Here is a 17359-nt window from a genome sequence, read left to right on the forward strand (position 1 = left end):
CGAAAAATGGATATCGGGACGCAAATACCTGGATATGTCCGACTATTGGCAGTGGCGGAAAACGAAAGAGTTAGGCGTTCAAACGATGAATCAGGAAGTTTCGGCGATCAAGAAAGTGGGATAATTTCTTCGACGTGTCAAGGAGAACGTGAAATACCTCGGAAGCGAGGAGTTGCCGCGAAAGCGCCTTGACACACCTGTACTTTGACAACAATGATCATTAGTCCGGGAAGGCGACCGGCAGGGAGACTTGCCGGACTTACCTGCCATACGTCAGGTCATCAGGTCCATCTTTCTATCAAAGGGAAATTTACACAATAAAATGGACTTGACCTAATGGGGGAATTAAAAAATGGCATTAAAAAATGAAGTGGCCGTCGTTTTCTCGGATGCGAGGGGGGGTGTTCTTTTTGACACCTTTATAAAACAATATGATCGCATCAGAAATCTATTGACGGCAAGAGGTTATCCACCATCCCATATTGACGCCGCCATCGATCGCTGCGCTCAACAACAGCTACGGTTCTTCGCCGCAGAGGCTTGTTTAAAGGGGCGCCATCTCCATGGAACATCTTGACATCGCACACATGAATGATATATTGGTTGTATGACCAATCAAAAGTGAGTGGAGGACGGAATGAAAACAAGAGAAAAGAATGCGCGGGCCAAATTGATCGAAGCGGCTTATAAGGTGCTTGCCGAAAAGGGGTATGAGAATTGTTCCATAAAGGACATTGCCCGTGAGGCGGGGGTGTCGCCGGGGCTGGTTCATTATTACTTTGCGAACAAAGAAGAACTGTTAGCGGCGGTTGTTAAAGAAGCGACTGATGCGTATTGCCGAGAGATGGAGCATATGCGGGCAACCGTCGCAGGAGACCGGCTGGCCGACGCCGCATTGGCCGAGCCGCTCAAACGGACGAGAGAACATGCGGACTGGTATAAGCTGCGCTACGAGTTGTATGTCCTGGCCTTGCGGAATCCCACGATCCGGTCGGGGGTCAAAGAGCTGTTCACAAAGGGACGCGAGGGCATCGAAGGAACCGTGCAGGCTGTAGCTGGCAAACCTTTATCCAATGGGGCGGAGCTGTCGGCCATTTTGTTCGCTTGTTTTGAAGGCCTGGCCTTGCAAGCTTTGATTGATCCGGATTTTGATTTAGAAGGAGCCTACCGGGTTCTGGGTCAAATGGCCAAACAGTTTGTCCAAACAAAAAGCGAGGGAAAATGATTATGGTTCGCGTCCTCATGCGGTTGGAAGGCTTGTGCGTGGCGCTGCTCAGTGCGGCGGCCTATTACACGCTTCATCTAAACTGGGCGGCGTTTTTTGTTTTCCTTCTCGCTCCGGACATCGCGATGGCGGGCTATCGGGTGAATCCCCGCGTAGGGGCGATGGTGTACAATTTGGCCCACAGTTACTTTCTGCCCACGGGCATCTTGGCGGCCGGATGGTGGCAGCAAAGCCCGCTGCTTTTGCAGGTTGGCTTGATCTGGTCCGCGCATATTGGATTTGACCGGGCGATGGGCTTTGGGCTGAAATACCCGACCGCTTTTCAGGATACCCATTTTCAAAGGCTGTAGTTTTCTCTGTTATTGGTTGGTTGTACAATCAAACGGATGGTATTCCGTTGTTTCCCATCCTGTGATCGAACGTTGGAGGGCATTCGATGAAGGTGTTGATTATCTACGCTCACCCGAATCCGGAGAGTTTTAACGCCGCCCTTTTAAAAGCCGTGGAACGCGGGCTGCGAGAAGCCGGTCATGCGTATGCGGTCATCGATCTGTACAAGGACCGTTTTAATCCGGTTTTGGTGTACAACGACAAAATCCGGCGCCGGGATCTTAAAAACGATCCGGAAACCGCACATTATCGTGAACTCGTGCGGGACGCCGATCATCTCATCTTCATATTTCCCGTTTGGTGGTATGGCGTCCCGGCGATTTTGAAGGGCTTTTTCGATCGGGTCTTTGCCTCCGGGTTTGCCTATCGTTATGACGGTGCGGTGCCGAAGGGATTGCTGAAGGGAAAATCGGCGTGGGTGGTCTATACGCTGGACTCGCCCGGATGGTACGTCAGACTGGTTCGCCGAAGCGTGGAATGGACGGTCATCCGAGATGCGATCCTCAAGTTTTGCGGCATCCGCAAGGTCAGGCGCTTCATGTTTGCCGGCGTCAAGCGGAGCAGCATCAAACGACGTCAAAAGTGGTTGGCCTACTTGTACCATCAAGCCCGTTTCGGGTTGCGCTAAACGGATTGGAGGGGGTTCGGGCATCCTTGCCGTCCGGGAAAAGCACAGCGGCAGCGGCTGAAAAAATTGCAGGTAAAGATGAAGCGGCCCGAAGACGGAGAGGACGGTGGCGGCCGTGCGGATTTCATCGCTCAGGAAAACCTGCATGCTGGAGCGCTGCCCGAAAGGAAAAACCGATTGCTCGGTGTCCCGTGTGGGCCGGAGCGGATTTGGTGCTTCCACGACGTTTGTACAGAGAAGAAAGGCGCCGTGGGGAAATCCGTACACTTTAGCGGCTTGCCGTGGAAGCGGGCTTGTCGCACGGTCGCCTGGCAGGCCAGTTCTCTGGCGCCTTCATGGTTGTCCGTTTAGGAGGTTTACGATTTTACTGCAAGGCTTCGGGGCCATGTGCTCTATCAATGAGCGACTTGGCCACAAAAAGAGGAGTTCATTGAAAACAGACCAAGACGGGACATCTTTGGCCTGTTTTGGACATTCAGAATTTGTTTTAGCGATAAGTTTTGACGGCGGGCGGTTCGTAGGCGTGAAATCGCTCAAGCAACCGGCTTGGCTCGTCGTCTACGAGCGCCATAGAACGGTATTGTTCATGTAAAAATTGTTCCTTCGTCATATGATTAAACAGCTCGACAAGGGGATCAAAATAATGGTTAATATTTAATAGCCCAATCGGTTTTTGATGGAGCCCCAATTGAGCCCACGTGAACATTTCAAAAAACTCCTCTAACGTTCCCGGTCCGCCCGGCAGAGCAATAAATCCGTCCGCCAGCTCAGCCATTTTGGCCTTTCGCTCGTGCATGGTATCCACAATCATGAGTTCTGATAAATGTTTGTGGGCGATTTCTCTTTTTTCAAGGAAGCTTGGCATAATACCGATGACACGCCCGCCTCCCTCTAAAACGGCGTCCGCGACGGCGCCCATCACGCCAACGCTGGCTCCGCCATAGACAAGCGTGAGGTTCCGTTTTGCCAGTTCTTTGCCAAGTTGTTTGGCGCCTTCTACATAGAGATGAGAGGCCCCGTTGCTGGAGCCGCAAAATACGGCGATCCGTTTCACATAAAATCCCCTCCTAATCTTTCAACGTTTCTATTATATAAAAGTGGCAATAGTCTGTTAAACTAAAGATGCGGGCATCAAAAAATGTGTCCCATGTTTTCAGCCGCCGTTTTAAGGCAACAAGGAAAAAAGCCTCTTTGGCCCAATGTCTAATCTTTTGTGCGCGAGTGATGCGGATCGTGCGAAGGCGGCGTTTGCTTGGGTTTTCCGGCCTTTCGCTTTGCGGTCGGCGATGTTGTCCGGATTTCCGCGGGGTGACGCTTTAACCTTTGCGTCATGCGCGATTCGGCCGGATCGTTCAAAATGGCTTAGTTTATGTCCTGCCGGCGCTTCGTGCGAGACCTTGGTAGAGTTTGAGCGCCGGCCGCTATCCGTTTCGCCGCGGCGTTTGACAAAAAGAGATCGGCGCCGCTGTTCAAGTCGGGATCGTTCGGCGCGGGAATGGATCCGTCGCTCAAGGCAACTGTTGTTTGACGTTTGAAGGAGTGTCCCGACTGTCCTATACTCTACTATGTTCAGAATTATAATAAGGAGTGAGTCCACATGGAGATTATGGATTTAATCAAATCCCGCCGTTCCATTGGCGCTGTGGAAGATAGAGAGGTACCGGACGATGTGATCCGGGAATTATTGGAGGCTGCGATATGGGCGCCGAACCATAAAAAAACGGAGCCTTGGAAATTTCGCGTCGTCAAAGGAGAAGGGCGCGTAAAATTCGGTGAAGAAATGGCGCGCATTGCGGCGGCCAAGGCTGCGGGCTTGAGCGAAGAAGAAGCGCAAAAGAAGATTGAAAAAGCACGAAAAGCTCCGCTGAGAGCGCCGGTCATCATCGTCATCGCCACGAGCCCGTCCGGAAAAGTGCCAGAAATAGAAGAAGTGGCGGCGACCGGCTGCGCCTTGCAAAACCTCTTGCTTGTCGCAACGGAAAAGGGCCTGGCTACAAAAGTAAGAACCGGGGATATGGCGTATGAAAAAGAGCTGCATAAGTTTCTCCAATTAGATGAGAACGATAAAATTATCGGTTTTGTTTATGTCGGTTATCCGAAAAAAGAATCGGAGATTAAAGCGCAACGGACTCCGGCCGAAGAAAAAACGATTTGGATCGGTTGATGGCTTGGCACAGGGGCCCGTCACCTGCAAACGATTTTGCGTTTGCGGTGCGGGCTCTTTTTTATTTTGGCGAAAGCGTTTTTGGATTTGCGGATTAAAAATGTAATTACCCAAGATGTTTCGGCGGCTTGAGGTCGAGATAAAGCGGGCGGTTTTTTAAAGGACGGACTGCAGGGAAAGCGTTTGCGGCGTTATCTTTAAGCAGGGGCATCATTTTAAATCCTTTACGGGCAAAAGCAGCCGTCGAGGCCCTCTACTAATGGCATTACTCGGCGGCTTTTTTATTCATAGATTCATCTTTTTCCGAATGGGGCTAGATTGTGCATCCGACCGATATTTCATATGCAAACCAATTTTAAATCGTGCTAAAATAATATACAGTAAGAGTATTTGTAATGGGGATATGATCGAACGCCACCCGGGATACCGACGGTCAAGACCGTAACCTATAAATCGACTACCGTATCAGGAAAGGCGGAAGCCGGTTCCACCGTTTACGTCTATAACGGAAGCAAATATCTTGGGAAAGGGACGGCAAACTCCAAAGGAAACTACGTCGTTCACATCAGCAAACAGAAAAAAGGCTCAACCCTCAAGATTTACGCAAAAGATAAAGCGGGAAATAAGAGCGGTTATCGCTATGTGAAAGTGAAATAGTAGAGCCAACCTCTCCCAAATGGGAGAGGTTGATTTCTGGCATTTTTTGTCCGGTACGACATTTCTTAATCTACAGGGGGGCCTTCCATGGATGCACGGGTTCAAGAACTGATTGATTTCATTAGGACAAAATTTGGATTGCACCATTACGATTTAAAAAGGCACCGGTTCGCGCGGCATGTCAATCTCTTTAATCAAACCGTGTACACATTGAGCATGGAATGGTTTCCGGATCCGATTATCGCACAAGAGGATGAGGATTTAAATCCGGACGGGACCGCGGTGATTGACATCGACGTCAAGAGCCGCAGGGTTCAGAACGTGATTTTTGTTGGCGGCAAAACTTATGCCCGCGGCGGGATTGCGTTTGCCGGTCTCGATAAAAACGGCATGATCCAGTGGATCGAACAGGAGACAGGATTAACGTACGGGCTGCACTTCCAACTGGAAAGGGAAGAACCAGGGGCGTTCAACTTTCAGGCTTGTTTTGACGGCATCCCGGTTTCGCCGCCCGGGTTTATCGAATTGCGCTGGGATCCGAACAGAAACCTCACCTTATTTTCCGTCAGCGGTCCGTTTCCTTCTGAAGAAATGGTCCGGGAGGAAAGCTATGCCCTTTCCCTTGAAAAGGTGGAACATCTGACGAAGGATCAATTCCGATTGATCGAACTTCCTTCCTATGAAGAGAAGCGGCTCGTTCCCGTCTATGCGTTGGAAGAGCTCTTTGTCACCAATGATGGGTCATCGACGCTGCCTTTTGGACTCATTGAAAATGCAGGATCATTTCTGGAAATCGACAACATTCTGTCTTGGAACAAACCGCTTGCGCTTCCATTTGAAAGCCAAGCATTGAGTTTTACGGAGAACATAACGGCCGAACAAGCCTTCACCGGCGAGCCACATCCCGATTCTTTGCCGATTACCAAGCCTGAGCAAGAACAGTGCGTGGAGGCGGTTCGCGATTTTCTGCGCCGGGTTTATCCGAATGACAGCGGAAAATGGCGGCTTCATACGCTGCATCGCGAAAACGGATATATTCATGCGACATTGAGAGAAAGCCGGCCCGAGGCCCGCGCGCTTCCAAGAAAACTGATCGTCATGATCGATGCGGAACATTTTCAAGCCGTCAATTATATGGATAATCAAGCTTTGTTGGAGATTTTCGGTCCATTGCAAGCGCCTGAAAAAGTTAAAATAAAAAAAGAAGAAGCTTATGAAAAAATAAAAGATCGGATTGAGTTAAAGCCGGTCTACGTTTATGACTTCAAACAAAAACTCTATGTTTTGTGCGGAAAACTTGATTGCGGCGATGTTGTGGATGCGGTGAGCGGCGAAGTGCTGGCATTGGATGGATGATAGTTGAGAGAAATGAAGGCAATCTCCTCCATGTTTGTTGGGAGAGATTGCCTATTTTTATGAGAGTAAGCGCCGCGTGATCGACAACAATACGGTCCAGACGGTATAGTTCAGATAAGAGGAGTGAATGAGCATGAGCGATATGAAATCCGGGATGACCACAACGCGGGAACGCTTGTTGGAAACTGCCTGCCAGATTGTCCGCGCGGAAGGGGTCGGCCGTTTGACGCTGGATGCCGTGGCGCGCGCTTCCGGTGTAAGCAAAGGGGGACTGCTCTATCATTTCCCTTCAAAAAAGGACTTGATTGCCGGGATGGTGCACTACTTGACGGAGCGGTTCAACGACGGCCTTGAACGGGAACTGCGGAAGGAATCCGAGGATTATCCGGCGGGTTCAAGTGCGAATGGACGGTTTGTTCGTTCCTATATTCGCAGCACGTTTGCCGATGCGGAACAGATGGGGGAGATCAGCGCTGCTTTGCTGGCGGCAGTCGTCACCGATCCGCAACTACTGAATCCGCTGCGGGAACGCCAGCGGGAATGGCAGCGTCGGATCGATGACGACGGATTGGCTCCGGCTCTGGCGACCGTGTTGCGCCTTGCCGCAGACGGGCTGTGGTTCGCCGACCTGTTCGATCTGGCGCCGCCAAAGGGAGAGCAGCGCGCCCGCGTGCTTGCGCTGCTTGAGAGATGGGCCGGAGGGGGACAAAAACCGTGAAATCGTTTCTGTTTTTATTGATAGCCATCGCCAGCGAAGTGGTGGGGACAGCTTCGTTGAAAGCCTCACAAGGGTTCAGCCGCTTGTGGCCAAGCCTCATCGTCGTCATCGGGTACGGCACGGCCTTTTATTTCTTCTCCTTAAGCTTGAAACATATCCCGCTGGGTGTCGCCTACGCGATCTGGTCGGGCTTGGGAACGGTCGGTACGGTCATGATCGGTTATTTTGTCTGGCGCGAGACGCTGGACCTTTATCGGGCGATCGGCATCGTGCTCATCTTGATCGGCACCGTGATCCTCAATGTTACGAACAACGAGGGATAAACGATGAACAACGTCATGACGACTTTGAAATGGTATTTTCTCGCGGTCGACGTGGCCTTTATTCTCTATTGGCTGATGACCGTTTTGCATCTCATTCCGCACGAATGGCTCTTTAAAGATTACGATCATCCGGTTCTGGTTGCCTGGAACTGGTCGTTTTTGCCCTTGGATTTGCTTATTTCGGCAACGGGTTTGATCAGTCTGCGGCAGTACGGGCAAAATCGTTCTTCATGGCGTTCGACCGCTCTCATTTCCCTTGTATTGACGTTTTGCTCCGGATTGCAAGCGCTCGCTTTTTGGGCGATTCGCCTTGACTTCGATCCTCTTTGGTGGCTACCGAACGCCTTTCTGCTGATTTACCCGTTGTTTTTTATCCCGAAATTGCTTGTGCCAACGGAGAAAGGGGAAAAATCACGGCCGCGCGCTTTTTAAAGAAATCCTTTATCTGAATGCCGCATACAAAACCGCTTTGTATGACCGAACGGGTTTTTCGATTCTCAAGGTACGGTGATCCTGGTGCCTGGTAAAGGCATCGCTTTGATGGTTGATCAGTCGGAGGCAGAGCGGCTGACGACCATCATTTTTTATGTTCATTTGCTGATCGTGACGCACTGAGTTTTATCAAGATAAGGCATCTTGTTCGTTTTATTCGGCGGCGTTTGCCTCACCGATTTTTTAAGGCATCTTTATGTTTGCATATTCGTTATAACGGGAAACTCAATCACTCTCACCCTTTTATTCCTCTTATATGTCTTGCAATAAGAATATATCTTATAATAAGATATAAATGCGAAAGGAGGCCGCTGTATGCAATTGGACGAGATGGTTGAGACAATCAACGAGCAATGGACGGACATCTATTACCTCTTGCATTATGTTTACGATGACAATCTCTCGCATCAAGCCATTCGTTTATTGCAATATATTGAAAAAAACGAGAAAGCGACCATAGGGGATTTAGCCAAACATTTAAAGGTGTCCCATAATACCGCTTCTGAACATACAAAAAGACTGATGAAAAAAGGGCTTGTGACGAAACGCAGAAGCCGAACGGATGAAAGAAAGGTGTTCGTCGCTTTAACTGAAAAAGGCCGTAACGTGCTGTATCGTCATACCCGATTAGATAGGGATAAATTGAGAAAGGTTTTAGAAAATCTCAGCCCATCGGATTTGGAGATCATACAAAAGGCTTTTTCCGTTTTTAGCGAGGGAGTAAAGCAATGTTTGCGCTAGCAAAAATCGTCGTATCTGCCGTCATAATTGGAATCGTAACGGAAGTGGCAAAGCGCTTCCCGACATTCGGCGGGATTATAGCCGCATTGCCGTTGGTGAGTTTACTCAGTTTAAGTTGGCTTTATATTCAAGGGGAACAAACGCCAAATCTAAGCAAATTTGTATTTGGCGTTTTATGGGGACTGCCGGCAACTTTCCTTTTATTGTTCATTGTCGCTTTGTCCTTAAAGGCTTCCAATTCATTGATTTTATCGATTGTATTAGGCATCGGCGGTTGGGGGGTATTTTTAGTCCTACAGAATATGGTATTTAAGAACATATAAATGGATTCCCGCGCAGGAGACATATTCTGCGTCTGTTTTTTTTAGTGATTACATCAAAAAATTTTGATTTATGCATTGACACATCAAAAAAAATTGATGTAAATTTATATCAAGAAATTTTGATCTGTTCTTTTGGAAGAAGGTGTAAGAGATGACTTTAAACACTGAGCAATTGGCTAAAATCGCAAAAGCCCTTAGCGATCCTATCCGTTTGAAAATTCTCGATCTCATTCGTGCCGGATATAGTGAATTAGATGTCAATCCTCCGGTTGCTTGTTGCACGGGCGGCGTTTGCGTCTGTGATATCCAAGAACAGATGGATATGGCGCAATCAAAAGTTTCTTATCACCTGAAAGAACTGAAAAATGCGGGCTTGGTTACAGAAACCAAGGTAGGGAAGTGGAATTTTTATTCCATAAACCGATCAACATTTCAAGATTATTTGAAAGAAATTTATCGATTATATATTGATGGCGACCCGGTTGCAACTCATATTGAGCATGGGGAAAGAAGGGAAAGCCCATATGTTCAGCAAAATCGCCCATGATTTCTTTTCCATCGCAGTCGAATTGACTGTTTTATTCGTCGTGATCTCATTTCTTATCAGTCTCCTTCAAGGGCTCATTCCTTATGACAAGATTAACAAAGCATTGTCCGGGAAGAATACGTTTCTTGGAGTGATCGCTGCGCTTGTCTTTGCCTTTGTTACTCCCTTTTGCTCCTGTTCAACCATTCCGGTGGTTGTAAATCTGTTAAACAAGCAAGTACGGTTTGGGATTGTGATGGTTTTTCTCTTTTCTTCTCCTGTCTTGGACCCAACCATCATCACCTTAATGGCCACTCTACTGGGAGTAAAGGTTGCGGTCGCTTATACCTTGATCACTTCTATGTTATCGGCTGTCATTGGGCTTGCTTTAGAAAAATTGGGATTTGAAAAAGCAGTGAAACGGGTTATCATGACCGGATATGAAGAAAAGCAAGTGACATTCAGTTTTAAACGGGCTCTAAAGGAAACGCTCGGTTTAATGAAATCTGTTTATCCTTACCTCCTCATCGGTGCGGGCATCGGTTCGATCATCCATGAGGCGGTACCATCCCAATGGATTTCAGAACACTTTAGTGGTGAAAACTGGTGGTTGGTTCCTGTGGCAGCCATCATCGGAATTCCTTTATATGTCCGAATTTCCACGATGATCCCGCTTTCGCAAATATTGATCACAAAGGGAATGGCGTTAGGTCCTGTCATGGCTTTAATGATTGGTTCTACAGGTGCCAGCCTACCTGAGTTAACCTTGTTAAACTCTATCTTTCAAAAACGGTTAGTCATGGCTTTTGTTGTCTCCGTTGTGATGATGGCCTCTATTTCAGGCTTCCTGTTTTATATCATTTAAAGGAGGTGAAATACATGCTGAAATGGTTTAGCCAAAAAGAAGAATCCTGTTGCAACATTCAAATCCAAGAAGTGCAATCAGAACAAAAGGAACCATGTTGCGGTGAACAAACTGAACAAGAATGTTGCTAAACATCAAAAGCCCTTTGCCCTTGGTGGTAAAGGGCTAACGGTGTTTTTTAAATAAGTGTACCCTGGATGACCCGCGCAGCAACTAAACAAGAATTCCCAGCCATTTTGAACATTTGATTAAAGCCACATCTCAAAATCGATGTGGCTCGGCTTTCTACTGTGTTGGACTCCAATCATGAACGGCTGAACCTGTCAAGTACCTCTCGCAATCCAGCACGGCCATGCAACCGGTTCCCGCTGCGGTAATGGCTTGACGGTAAACATGATCTTGGACATCGCCACAGGCAAACACGCCTGGAACACTCGTTTTAGTCGTGACCGGTTTCATTTTAAAATGGCTGCCGTTAATCCTGCCGGCCCAGTCCCCAAAACGATAACCTTTTCCATGTTCGACCTCTCCTAAAACCGTTATTTTCCTTCTTTCGCAAACTGAATAATACGTGCCTCAATTTGGTCTCTGACACGGCGGAACACTTCCCATACTTCTTCTTCGGTTCCTTTTGCCTTTGCCGGATCTTCAAATCCCAAATGATCACGATGAACGTGCGGAGGTGTCATCGGGCATTTATCGTTGGCATCGCCGCAGAGAGTGATCACAAAGTCCGCTTTATTCAGCAACTCCGGATCTATGATATCGGACTTTTGATTGGAAATATCAATGCCTTTTTCCGCCATGACTTTGACTGCTTTCGGGTTTAATCCGTGCGCCTCAATCCCTGCGCTGTATACATCAAATCGATCGCCTAAATATTTCTTTCCAAACCCTTCTGCCATTTGGCTACGGCAAGAGTTTCCTGTACAGAGGAAGTAGATGATTTTTTTGTCGGACATGTTGTACACTCCTTTAGTGTAAGATGGATACCCAGAGGAGTTCGGTGGAATGGGGGGGCTTGGGAGATGTCTGAACCGTAACGGCAATTGTTTTAAATGCGGTCCTTGTGTTTTTGGCCGTTGGGATCTTTAAAATTGGCATGTCTGTCGTGGTTTATGGCAGTGCCAGGATGGCGTCTCCTGTTGCGGACCAACCGATCGATAGCCCCTTAGGTTGCCAAATCACGAAAATTCATGCAATCAAAAAACGATAAGTGTTAAAACGGATATCCATGACAAGACCAAATCTTCTTTGGCTTAATCGCATACAACCTTTAATCCGTTGGCTTTCAGTTCTTCAATTTCCTTAGAGGTATCCGGGAGTGTTTTGAGAAACTCTTGGAAGAAAGGGAACATGGAACCATCAAGGGAATAAAACACCCACTTTCCTTGGCGTCGCTCCTTAACGAGTTTTGCATTTTTTAGCTTTCGCATGTGTTGGGAAACGGCCGGTTGAGTCATTTTGAGGAGTTCCACTAATTCGCATACGCATAGATCTTCTGTTCTGAGCAAGGAGAGGATGCGTAATCGAGTTTTGTCCCCCAGTGCTTTGTGATACTCCGCTAATTGCTCCCAATCAAGCATAGATATCTCCCCATAAAATATAAAGATATGCTTATATTATAATTTAATAAACATTTATATTCCAGCTAAGATTTTCTCGAGAAACTCAATCTAACACAATGATACGAGCTTCTTGAGCAGGGAGTAGTCAATATAAATAATAAAACAATGGTTTGATTGTTTGATCATCTTGCGTTATTATTAAAATAATCATTTGAATGTTATAATGGGGTGTTGTTTTTGGCTGAAGATCGTTGCGATATTTACTGTTATGATGAAGCGAAAGTGCGGCGGGTCCATCGTTCGCTGGAACAAGAAGACTTTCTCGGCACGGCACAGCTTTTCAAAGCGTTGGCCGATCCGACGCGCCTAAAAATTGTTTATGCTTTGGTTCAAGAGGATGAGCTTTGTGTTTGTGATGTAGCGAATATTATCGAATCCACAGTAGCTGCGGCTTCCCATCATTTGCGCTTTCTTCGGAATATCGGCTTTGCGAAGTATCGGAAAGAAGGAAAAATGGTTTTTTATTCTCTGGATAATGACCATGTCAAACAACTTGTCCAATTGGCATTCACTCAAAATAAGGGGTTAACCACAAGTGGAGCAAGTAAAAGTTCAAGATAAAAAAGTGTACCGTGTTCAAGGGTTCACCTGTGCCAGCTGTGCAGCAAAGTTTGAGGGGAATGTGAAAAAGCTTCCCGGTGTCAGGGATGCCCAGGTAAACTTTGGAGCCGCTAAAATCACCGTATATGGGGAGCCTTCCATAAAAGATTTGGAGAAGGCCGGCGCATTTGAGAGCCTGAAGATTTATCCGGAAAATCAGGACGTCCGTATGGAGAGAGAACCCTTTTGGAAGCGGAATGAAGCCATTCAAGTCGGGGTTTCATTGGCGCTTCTCATGATCGGCTGGTTGATGGGTAAGTTCTATGGCGAAGACAGCCTTCTTTCTGTAGCTTTTTATTTCCTTTCCATGTTAATAGGCGGATATGCTTTGTTCCGGAAAGGATTGCTAAACCTCACTCGACTCCGATTTGATATGTATACCTTGATGACGATTGCCGTCTTAGGTGCTGCTTTCATTGGTGAGTGGGGAGAAGGCGCGACTGTGGTCATTCTCTTTGCCATCAGCGAAGCGTTGGAAACCTATTCCATGAATCAGGCCCGTCAATCCATCCGCGAACTGATGGACGTTGCCCCCAAGCAAGCTCTTGTTCGCCGTGAAGGCAAGGAGTTCTTGATTCCGGTCGATGAGGTCCAGATAGGAGACATCATGATTGTGAAGCCGGGGCAAAAACTGGCCATGGATGGCGTGGTCGTCAAAGGAAGTTCCTCAATTAACCAAGCTCCGATTACAGGGGAATCCATCCCGGTGACAAAAAATGTAGGCGATCAAGTATATGCCGGAACGATAAATGAAGAAGGGCTGTTGGAAGTCAAAGTAACCAAACGCGTCGAAGATACGACCATTGCCAAGATCATCCATTTGGTCGAAGAAGCCCAGGCGGAAAAAGCGCCTTCTCAAACTTTTGTCGACCGTTTTGCCAAGATTTATACGCCTGCCATTCTGATGGCCGGATTTCTGGTTGCTGTTATTCCGCCTCTTCTGTTCCAAGCGGATTGGAACGATTGGATCTATCGCGGGTTGGCTCTTTTGGTCGTGGGTTGCCCATGCGCATTGGTGATTTCAACACCGGTTTCCATAGTGACGGCCATCGGAAATGCCGCGCGAAACGGAGTGCTGATCAAAGGCGGCATCCATTTGGAGGAAGCCGGAGCGCTTTCCGTCGTGGCCTTTGATAAAACAGGGACTTTAACGCGTGGGGTTCCGGTGGTGACAGACTTTATTCCGTTGATATCCGACAAAGAAAAAGAGTTCTTAAGCATAGCGGCAACCATTGAGAAACACTCACAGCACCCGTTGGCCTCAGCGATTTTGCGGAAAGCGGAGGAAGAAGCCGTTCCAATTCGCGAGGTCGAAGATTTCTTCTCTCTGACGGGAAAAGGGGTCCGAGCAAAGATAAACGGGATTTATTATTACATGGGCAGTCCTGGACTATTTGAAGAACTCTTGCCGGCCGGCATTCCAGACCAAACGAAGAAACGAATGCTTGATCTTCAACAACAAGGAAAAACCGTGATGGCATTGGGAACGGAAAGCGAAATGCTGGCTCTGATTGCCGCAGCGGATGATGTAAGGGAAAACAGTAAGGAAGTAATCCGACGGTTGCATGAACTGGGGATTAAAAAGACGGTCATGTTGACTGGCGATAACCGGGCCACGGCTGAGGCGATCGGTAAACAATTAGGAATTGGCGAAGTTCAGGCTGAACGGTTGCCTCAAGACAAATTTGAGTTTATCAAACAACTTCGTTCAGACGGTTCCAAAGTCGCGATGGTCGGCGACGGGGTCAACGATGCGCCTGCCCTTGCAGCCTCTACAGTTGGGATTGCCATGGGAGGAGCCGGTACGGATTCGGCCCTTGAAACGGCGGATATCGTGCTGATGGCTGATGACTTGGGAAAATTGCCTTTCACCATGCAGTTAAGTCGCAAAGCGTTGCAAATCATTAAGCAGAACATCACTTTTTCCTTAGCAATAAAAACGGTAGCCTTATTGCTCATCGGACCGGGTTGGCTCACCCTATGGATGGCTGTCTTTGCGGATATGGGCGCAACGTTGATCGTTACTTTAAATGGGCTGAGATTGCTGAAAGTGAAAGATTAAGCATCCGGCGTTTTTCAATGAGAGCAATAACCACATGACTAACAAGCCGTTGAGCGCGTATCATTGTGACATAACTGTCCGCGCGGGCAGATGCGTTCGGGCGCACCTTCTGGTGGTCGCTCGCCTTCACCGCGATCGAGCTTGTTCCCGCAATCTTTCTTCCCTGAAGCAAACGTGAACCGGGCAACTCATACGATCATAACGGCGAGGAAACCCCAGGGCAAATGCGGGCTTCCTTTGAACGGTCGGTGTTCATTCGTTCTGGAGCGGTGGTTGAAGACCTCCCGCCTCCATGAAGAAAATTTACCATCAGCACGGGAGAACGAAAAAAGAAAAAAGAGGGTTTCGGCAAACTTTGCGGAATAATATATTTATGGGCGAACGGGAAGTTTAGTTTCAAAAGGATTCATCATAGGGACGAGAATACAAACATAATCACTAACTAAACGATAAGGAGTCTGTTCGCGATGCAAAAAATCACGACGTTTTTGATGTTCCAAGGCCAGGCGGAAGAGGCGATGAATTTATATACTTCTCTATTTGACAAGTCGGAAATCATCAGTATTTCCCGTTATGGCGCCAATGAGGAGGGGGAAGAAGGGACGGTGAAGCATGCGATATTTTCATTAAACGGCCAAGAATTTATGTGCATTGACAGCAACGTGAAACATGATTTTACTTTCACACCTTCCATTTCATTGTATGTCAATTGTGATACGGAAGACGAGCTCGACCGGATTTATGAGAAACTATCCGAGGGCGGCAAGGTTTTAATGCCGTTGGCCGCTTATCCATTTAGTAAAAAGTTTTGTTGGGTGCAAGATAAATACGGCGTTTCATGGCAACTGAACTTGGCAAAATAACCGGTAAGAGAGGATACCGATAAAAATCCGCACAGCATTCACCGCTCTTTTATGGGCGGTTTTCTTGTATATGAATACCGCACCGGACCATACACTTTCCCATCATGAACCGCCATTTATCACAATGTCATATTTGGAACAGATGGCTGAAAAAATCTTTAAAAGGCCGGGGACATCCAATGTGGAATGGTCCATCATAACATGAGGTTGCCGTCGAGGACGCATATATGCGATTGGACGAGTTAGGAGGGGTTAAATTGAAAGGCAGGCAAAAAAGCCGTTCGTTTTTATCGATCCTGACAATATTGATGCTTATGGCCATCATGGGGGCGTGTTCGCATAATAAGGAGTCAAATGCGGAAGGAAAACATCGGGCCAAAGTTTACATGGAAGGTTCGTTTTCCATCAACATGGATGATCCCCGGGCAACCGTCGGTGACGCGGATTATGTTTTTTTGGCCCGTGTCGATAAAAAAGGAAAAACGGTATACAAAAATAAGGTCCAAATTGAAACAGAAAATGGCACAAAAGAGATTGCAACGCCTTATACCAATTATAAAGTCACGGTTTTAAAAAATATAAAAGGCAGCTTGCAAACCGATCAATCGATTCCCGTTCAAAAAGCTGGCGGTATTGACAAAAAGGGGGATTCCATTGTCATATTTGAGGACGATGCTCTCCCGGAAGTCGGTAAAACCTATGTATTTTTAGCCTATGCGCAAGATGACGGATCGTTATTAATTTCGGGTCCGCACTCGAACACACTTGTGGCAAATATCGATCGCACCGTCACAAGCCAAACGGTGAACGCTTATGCCAAACAATCTGATGTGGTTTCATATTATGAAAAAGCCTTTGATCATCAAATCACCACGGACAGAAAACGCTCGATTTCCAAATATGATACAAGCGCCAATTAATCCGCGATCTAGAGCAACATGTTCCATGAGCCTCTTTCATCTTTTTTGTATAGGCACCATGAAACATCGATTTCCTGAATCATGGCAATCAGTAGTGTTTCAGCCCGCTGCAGCAGTGTAATTAAAAATTTAAGAATACAATATATGTGCATTATTAGGGCCTATTGCTCTAACCATTGTGTCTCATTTCCCGTTCCGATATCGTAATTCAAACATTTACGAGATTTATGCAGCGTTCAAAAAAATCTGTGCCAGTCTGCGGGTACCGTCAAGAATTTTGTGTAATGTAAGATAGATAGGGTATCTCTGAAATAGATTTGGAATAGAGGGGGGGCTGGTTCCCCCCCAGGGGACTGAATATTCAGTCTCTTGAGGGGGAAAGGGAGAATCCCCTCATCTCATCTATTTACATTATTTGGTTAATGATAACGTTCTTCAAACATTCGCTCGAGGGCTTCCTGCGCTTCGGCAAATCCTCGCAACTTTCGTTCTGCCCATTTCTCGTTAAAATCTTGAACGGTCAAATATACGACTTTTTCAGCGGCTTCTAAACTGCTCAAACTGTTCATCGGCTTTAGACGTTTCCGAATCTCCTTGATCGTTCGTTCGATGGCATTGGTCGTATAAATCACACTTCGAATACTGCTTGGATAATCCATAAATGTAAGGAGGACATCCAACTCATTGGCCCAAGATTGAACTTCTCTTGGATATTTGCTGGACCATTTCGACTCAAACTGTTGAAACATTTGTAACGCCATCTCCTTATTCGGCGCGCGATAAATCAGCTTGAGATCCTCGGCCATTTCGAATTGATCTTTTTTCCGAACACGGCTGAGGGTGTTGCGGACTTTGTGCACGACACAGCGCTGCACATC

The 17359-nt window shown here is 47.2% G+C and carries 22 protein-coding genes and 2 pseudogenes; 18 read left to right on the forward strand and 6 right to left on the reverse strand.

What is annotated here, in order from left to right; all coding sequences use genetic code 11:
* Positions 1–352 precede the first annotated feature (352 nt).
* The 4 genes from CCB157_RS11725 to CCB157_RS11740 all read left to right on the forward strand — a co-directional run bounded on the left by CCB157_RS11725 (position 353) and on the right by CCB157_RS11740 (position 2243).
* A complete protein-coding gene (locus CCB157_RS11725; RefSeq protein WP_077616080.1) occupies positions 353–577 on the forward strand; it encodes a regulatory protein RecX in 225 nt (74 codons plus the stop codon).
* Positions 578–637: 60 nt separating this feature from the next.
* Complete coding sequence (locus CCB157_RS11730) at positions 638–1225, forward strand: TetR/AcrR family transcriptional regulator (RefSeq protein ID WP_077616081.1); 588 nt, start codon at positions 638–640, stop codon at positions 1223–1225.
* 2 nt (positions 1226–1227) lie between these two features.
* The gene (locus tag CCB157_RS11735) at positions 1228–1575 is read left to right on the forward strand and encodes a DUF4260 domain-containing protein (RefSeq protein ID WP_077616082.1); all 348 of its coding nucleotides are present in this window, start codon (positions 1228–1230) and stop codon (positions 1573–1575) included.
* 86 nt (positions 1576–1661) lie between these two features.
* On the forward strand, positions 1662–2243 hold the full coding sequence (locus tag CCB157_RS11740) for an NAD(P)H-dependent oxidoreductase (RefSeq protein WP_077616083.1): 582 nt from the start codon (positions 1662–1664) through the stop codon (positions 2241–2243).
* A 487-nt stretch (positions 2244–2730) separates the two neighbouring features.
* Here CCB157_RS11740 and CCB157_RS11750 read toward each other — a convergent pair whose 3' ends face one another.
* Positions 2731–3297 (reverse strand): LOG family protein, encoded by a 567-nt coding sequence (locus CCB157_RS11750; protein WP_077616085.1) that lies wholly within the window; start codon positions 3295–3297, stop codon positions 2731–2733.
* 543 nt (positions 3298–3840) lie between these two features.
* Here CCB157_RS11750 and CCB157_RS11755 point away from each other — a divergent pair.
* From CCB157_RS11755 to CCB157_RS11800, 10 genes are all read left to right on the forward strand, one after another.
* The gene (locus CCB157_RS11755; protein WP_077616086.1) at positions 3841–4407 is read left to right on the forward strand and encodes a nitroreductase family protein; all 567 of its coding nucleotides are present in this window, start codon (positions 3841–3843) and stop codon (positions 4405–4407) included.
* A 423-nt stretch (positions 4408–4830) separates the two neighbouring features.
* Positions 4831–5064, forward strand: a complete 234-nt coding sequence (locus tag CCB157_RS11760) for an Ig-like domain-containing protein (RefSeq protein WP_158077294.1) — start codon at positions 4831–4833, stop codon at positions 5062–5064.
* Positions 5065–5151: 87 nt separating this feature from the next.
* A complete protein-coding gene (locus CCB157_RS11765; protein ID WP_077616087.1) occupies positions 5152–6420 on the forward strand; it encodes a hypothetical protein in 1269 nt (422 codons plus the stop codon).
* Between the two features lie 133 nt (positions 6421–6553).
* Positions 6554–7138 carry a TetR/AcrR family transcriptional regulator gene (locus CCB157_RS11770; RefSeq protein ID WP_202970042.1) on the forward strand — a complete coding sequence of 195 codons (585 nt, stop codon included), beginning with the start codon at positions 6554–6556 and terminating at the stop codon, positions 7136–7138.
* Positions 7135–7461: a DMT family transporter gene (locus CCB157_RS11775; protein ID WP_143287028.1), complete on the forward strand. Its 327-nt coding sequence runs from the start codon at positions 7135–7137 to the stop codon at positions 7459–7461. The genes CCB157_RS11770 and CCB157_RS11775 overlap by 4 nt, the downstream gene beginning before the upstream one ends.
* A 15-nt stretch (positions 7462–7476) precedes the next feature.
* Positions 7477–7893, forward strand: coding sequence for a DUF5360 family protein (locus CCB157_RS11780; RefSeq protein ID WP_077616098.1), 417 nt, complete (start codon positions 7477–7479; stop codon positions 7891–7893).
* Positions 7894–8268: 375 nt separating this feature from the next.
* Entirely contained in the window at positions 8269–8694 is a 426-nt protein-coding gene (locus tag CCB157_RS11785; RefSeq protein ID WP_077616089.1) for a MarR family winged helix-turn-helix transcriptional regulator, read from the forward strand.
* Positions 8682–9017 carry a DUF3147 family protein gene (locus tag CCB157_RS11790; RefSeq protein WP_077616090.1) on the forward strand — a complete coding sequence of 112 codons (336 nt, stop codon included), beginning with the start codon at positions 8682–8684 and terminating at the stop codon, positions 9015–9017. Before CCB157_RS11785 ends, CCB157_RS11790 begins: the two co-directional genes overlap by 13 nt.
* A gap of 151 nt (positions 9018–9168) precedes the next feature.
* Positions 9169–9564 carry an ArsR/SmtB family transcription factor gene (locus tag CCB157_RS11795; protein WP_077616091.1) on the forward strand — a complete coding sequence of 132 codons (396 nt, stop codon included), beginning with the start codon at positions 9169–9171 and terminating at the stop codon, positions 9562–9564.
* A complete protein-coding gene (locus tag CCB157_RS11800; RefSeq protein ID WP_077616092.1) occupies positions 9542–10408 on the forward strand; it encodes a permease in 867 nt (288 codons plus the stop codon). Before CCB157_RS11795 ends, CCB157_RS11800 begins: the two co-directional genes overlap by 23 nt.
* 285 nt (positions 10409–10693) lie before the next feature.
* Here CCB157_RS11800 and CCB157_RS18085 read toward each other — a convergent pair.
* From CCB157_RS18085 to CCB157_RS11815, 4 genes and pseudogenes are all read right to left on the reverse strand, one after another.
* Positions 10694–10867: pseudogene (locus tag CCB157_RS18085) on the reverse strand (thioredoxin-disulfide reductase); the annotation flags it as partial.
* Between the two features lie 80 nt (positions 10868–10947).
* Complete coding sequence (arsC, locus tag CCB157_RS11810; protein ID WP_077616093.1) at positions 10948–11370, reverse strand: arsenate reductase (thioredoxin); 423 nt, start codon at positions 11368–11370, stop codon at positions 10948–10950.
* A gap of 160 nt (positions 11371–11530) precedes the next feature.
* Positions 11531–11602, reverse strand: a pseudogene (locus CCB157_RS18090) (ArsB/NhaD family transporter); the annotation flags it as partial.
* Between the two features lie 65 nt (positions 11603–11667).
* Complete coding sequence (locus tag CCB157_RS11815; RefSeq protein ID WP_077616094.1) at positions 11668–11994, reverse strand: ArsR/SmtB family transcription factor; 327 nt, start codon at positions 11992–11994, stop codon at positions 11668–11670.
* 219 nt (positions 11995–12213) lie between these two features.
* Here CCB157_RS11815 and CCB157_RS11820 point away from each other — a divergent pair, with 219 nt between their 5' ends.
* The 4 genes from CCB157_RS11820 (at position 12214) to CCB157_RS11835 (ending at position 16481) form a co-directional block, all read left to right on the forward strand.
* Entirely contained in the window at positions 12214–12597 is a 384-nt protein-coding gene (locus CCB157_RS11820; protein WP_077616099.1) for an ArsR/SmtB family transcription factor, read from the forward strand.
* Positions 12572–14698, forward strand: coding sequence for a heavy metal translocating P-type ATPase (locus tag CCB157_RS11825; RefSeq protein WP_077616095.1), 2127 nt, complete (start codon positions 12572–12574; stop codon positions 14696–14698). Before CCB157_RS11820 ends, CCB157_RS11825 begins: the two co-directional genes overlap by 26 nt.
* A 467-nt stretch (positions 14699–15165) precedes the next feature.
* Complete coding sequence (locus CCB157_RS11830; RefSeq protein WP_077616096.1) at positions 15166–15561, forward strand: VOC family protein; 396 nt, start codon at positions 15166–15168, stop codon at positions 15559–15561.
* Between the two features lie 257 nt (positions 15562–15818).
* Positions 15819–16481: a hypothetical protein gene (locus CCB157_RS11835; protein ID WP_193432295.1), complete on the forward strand. Its 663-nt coding sequence runs from the start codon at positions 15819–15821 to the stop codon at positions 16479–16481.
* Positions 16482–16900: 419 nt separating this feature from the next.
* Here the strand turns inward: CCB157_RS11835 and CCB157_RS11840 are convergent.
* Positions 16901–17359: transposase (locus tag CCB157_RS11840; RefSeq protein ID WP_143287029.1), on the reverse strand; the 459-nt coding region annotated here is incomplete at its 5' end.

This window comes from Caenibacillus caldisaponilyticus (genome assembly GCF_002003465.1).
In the GTDB taxonomy this organism is placed as follows: Bacteria; Bacillota; Bacilli; order Bacillales; family Sporolactobacillaceae; genus Caenibacillus; species Caenibacillus caldisaponilyticus.

Coding starts and splice junctions, on each gene's coding strand:
- CCB157_RS11725 (WP_077616080.1), top strand. CDS start 353: ATGGCATTAAAAAATGAAGTGGCCGTCGTTTTCTCGGATGCGAGGGGG.
- CCB157_RS11730 (WP_077616081.1), top strand. CDS start 638: ATGAAAACAAGAGAAAAGAATGCGCGGGCCAAATTGATCGAAGCGGCT.
- CCB157_RS11735 (WP_077616082.1), top strand. CDS start 1,228: ATGGTTCGCGTCCTCATGCGGTTGGAAGGCTTGTGCGTGGCGCTGCTC.
- CCB157_RS11740 (WP_077616083.1), top strand. CDS start 1,662: ATGAAGGTGTTGATTATCTACGCTCACCCGAATCCGGAGAGTTTTAAC.
- CCB157_RS11755 (WP_077616086.1), top strand. CDS start 3,841: ATGGAGATTATGGATTTAATCAAATCCCGCCGTTCCATTGGCGCTGTG.
- CCB157_RS11765 (WP_077616087.1), top strand. CDS start 5,152: ATGGATGCACGGGTTCAAGAACTGATTGATTTCATTAGGACAAAATTT.
- CCB157_RS11770 (WP_202970042.1), top strand. CDS start 6,554: ATGAGCGATATGAAATCCGGGATGACCACAACGCGGGAACGCTTGTTG.
- CCB157_RS11780 (WP_077616098.1), top strand. CDS start 7,477: ATGACGACTTTGAAATGGTATTTTCTCGCGGTCGACGTGGCCTTTATT.
- CCB157_RS11785 (WP_077616089.1), top strand. CDS start 8,269: ATGCAATTGGACGAGATGGTTGAGACAATCAACGAGCAATGGACGGAC.
- CCB157_RS11790 (WP_077616090.1), top strand. CDS start 8,682: ATGTTTGCGCTAGCAAAAATCGTCGTATCTGCCGTCATAATTGGAATC.
- CCB157_RS11795 (WP_077616091.1), top strand. CDS start 9,169: ATGACTTTAAACACTGAGCAATTGGCTAAAATCGCAAAAGCCCTTAGC.
- CCB157_RS11800 (WP_077616092.1), top strand. CDS start 9,542: ATGTTCAGCAAAATCGCCCATGATTTCTTTTCCATCGCAGTCGAATTG.
- arsC (WP_077616093.1), bottom strand. CDS start 11,370: ATGTCCGACAAAAAAATCATCTACTTCCTCTGTACAGGAAACTCTTGC.
- CCB157_RS11815 (WP_077616094.1), bottom strand. CDS start 11,994: ATGCTTGATTGGGAGCAATTAGCGGAGTATCACAAAGCACTGGGGGAC.
- CCB157_RS11830 (WP_077616096.1), top strand. CDS start 15,166: ATGCAAAAAATCACGACGTTTTTGATGTTCCAAGGCCAGGCGGAAGAG.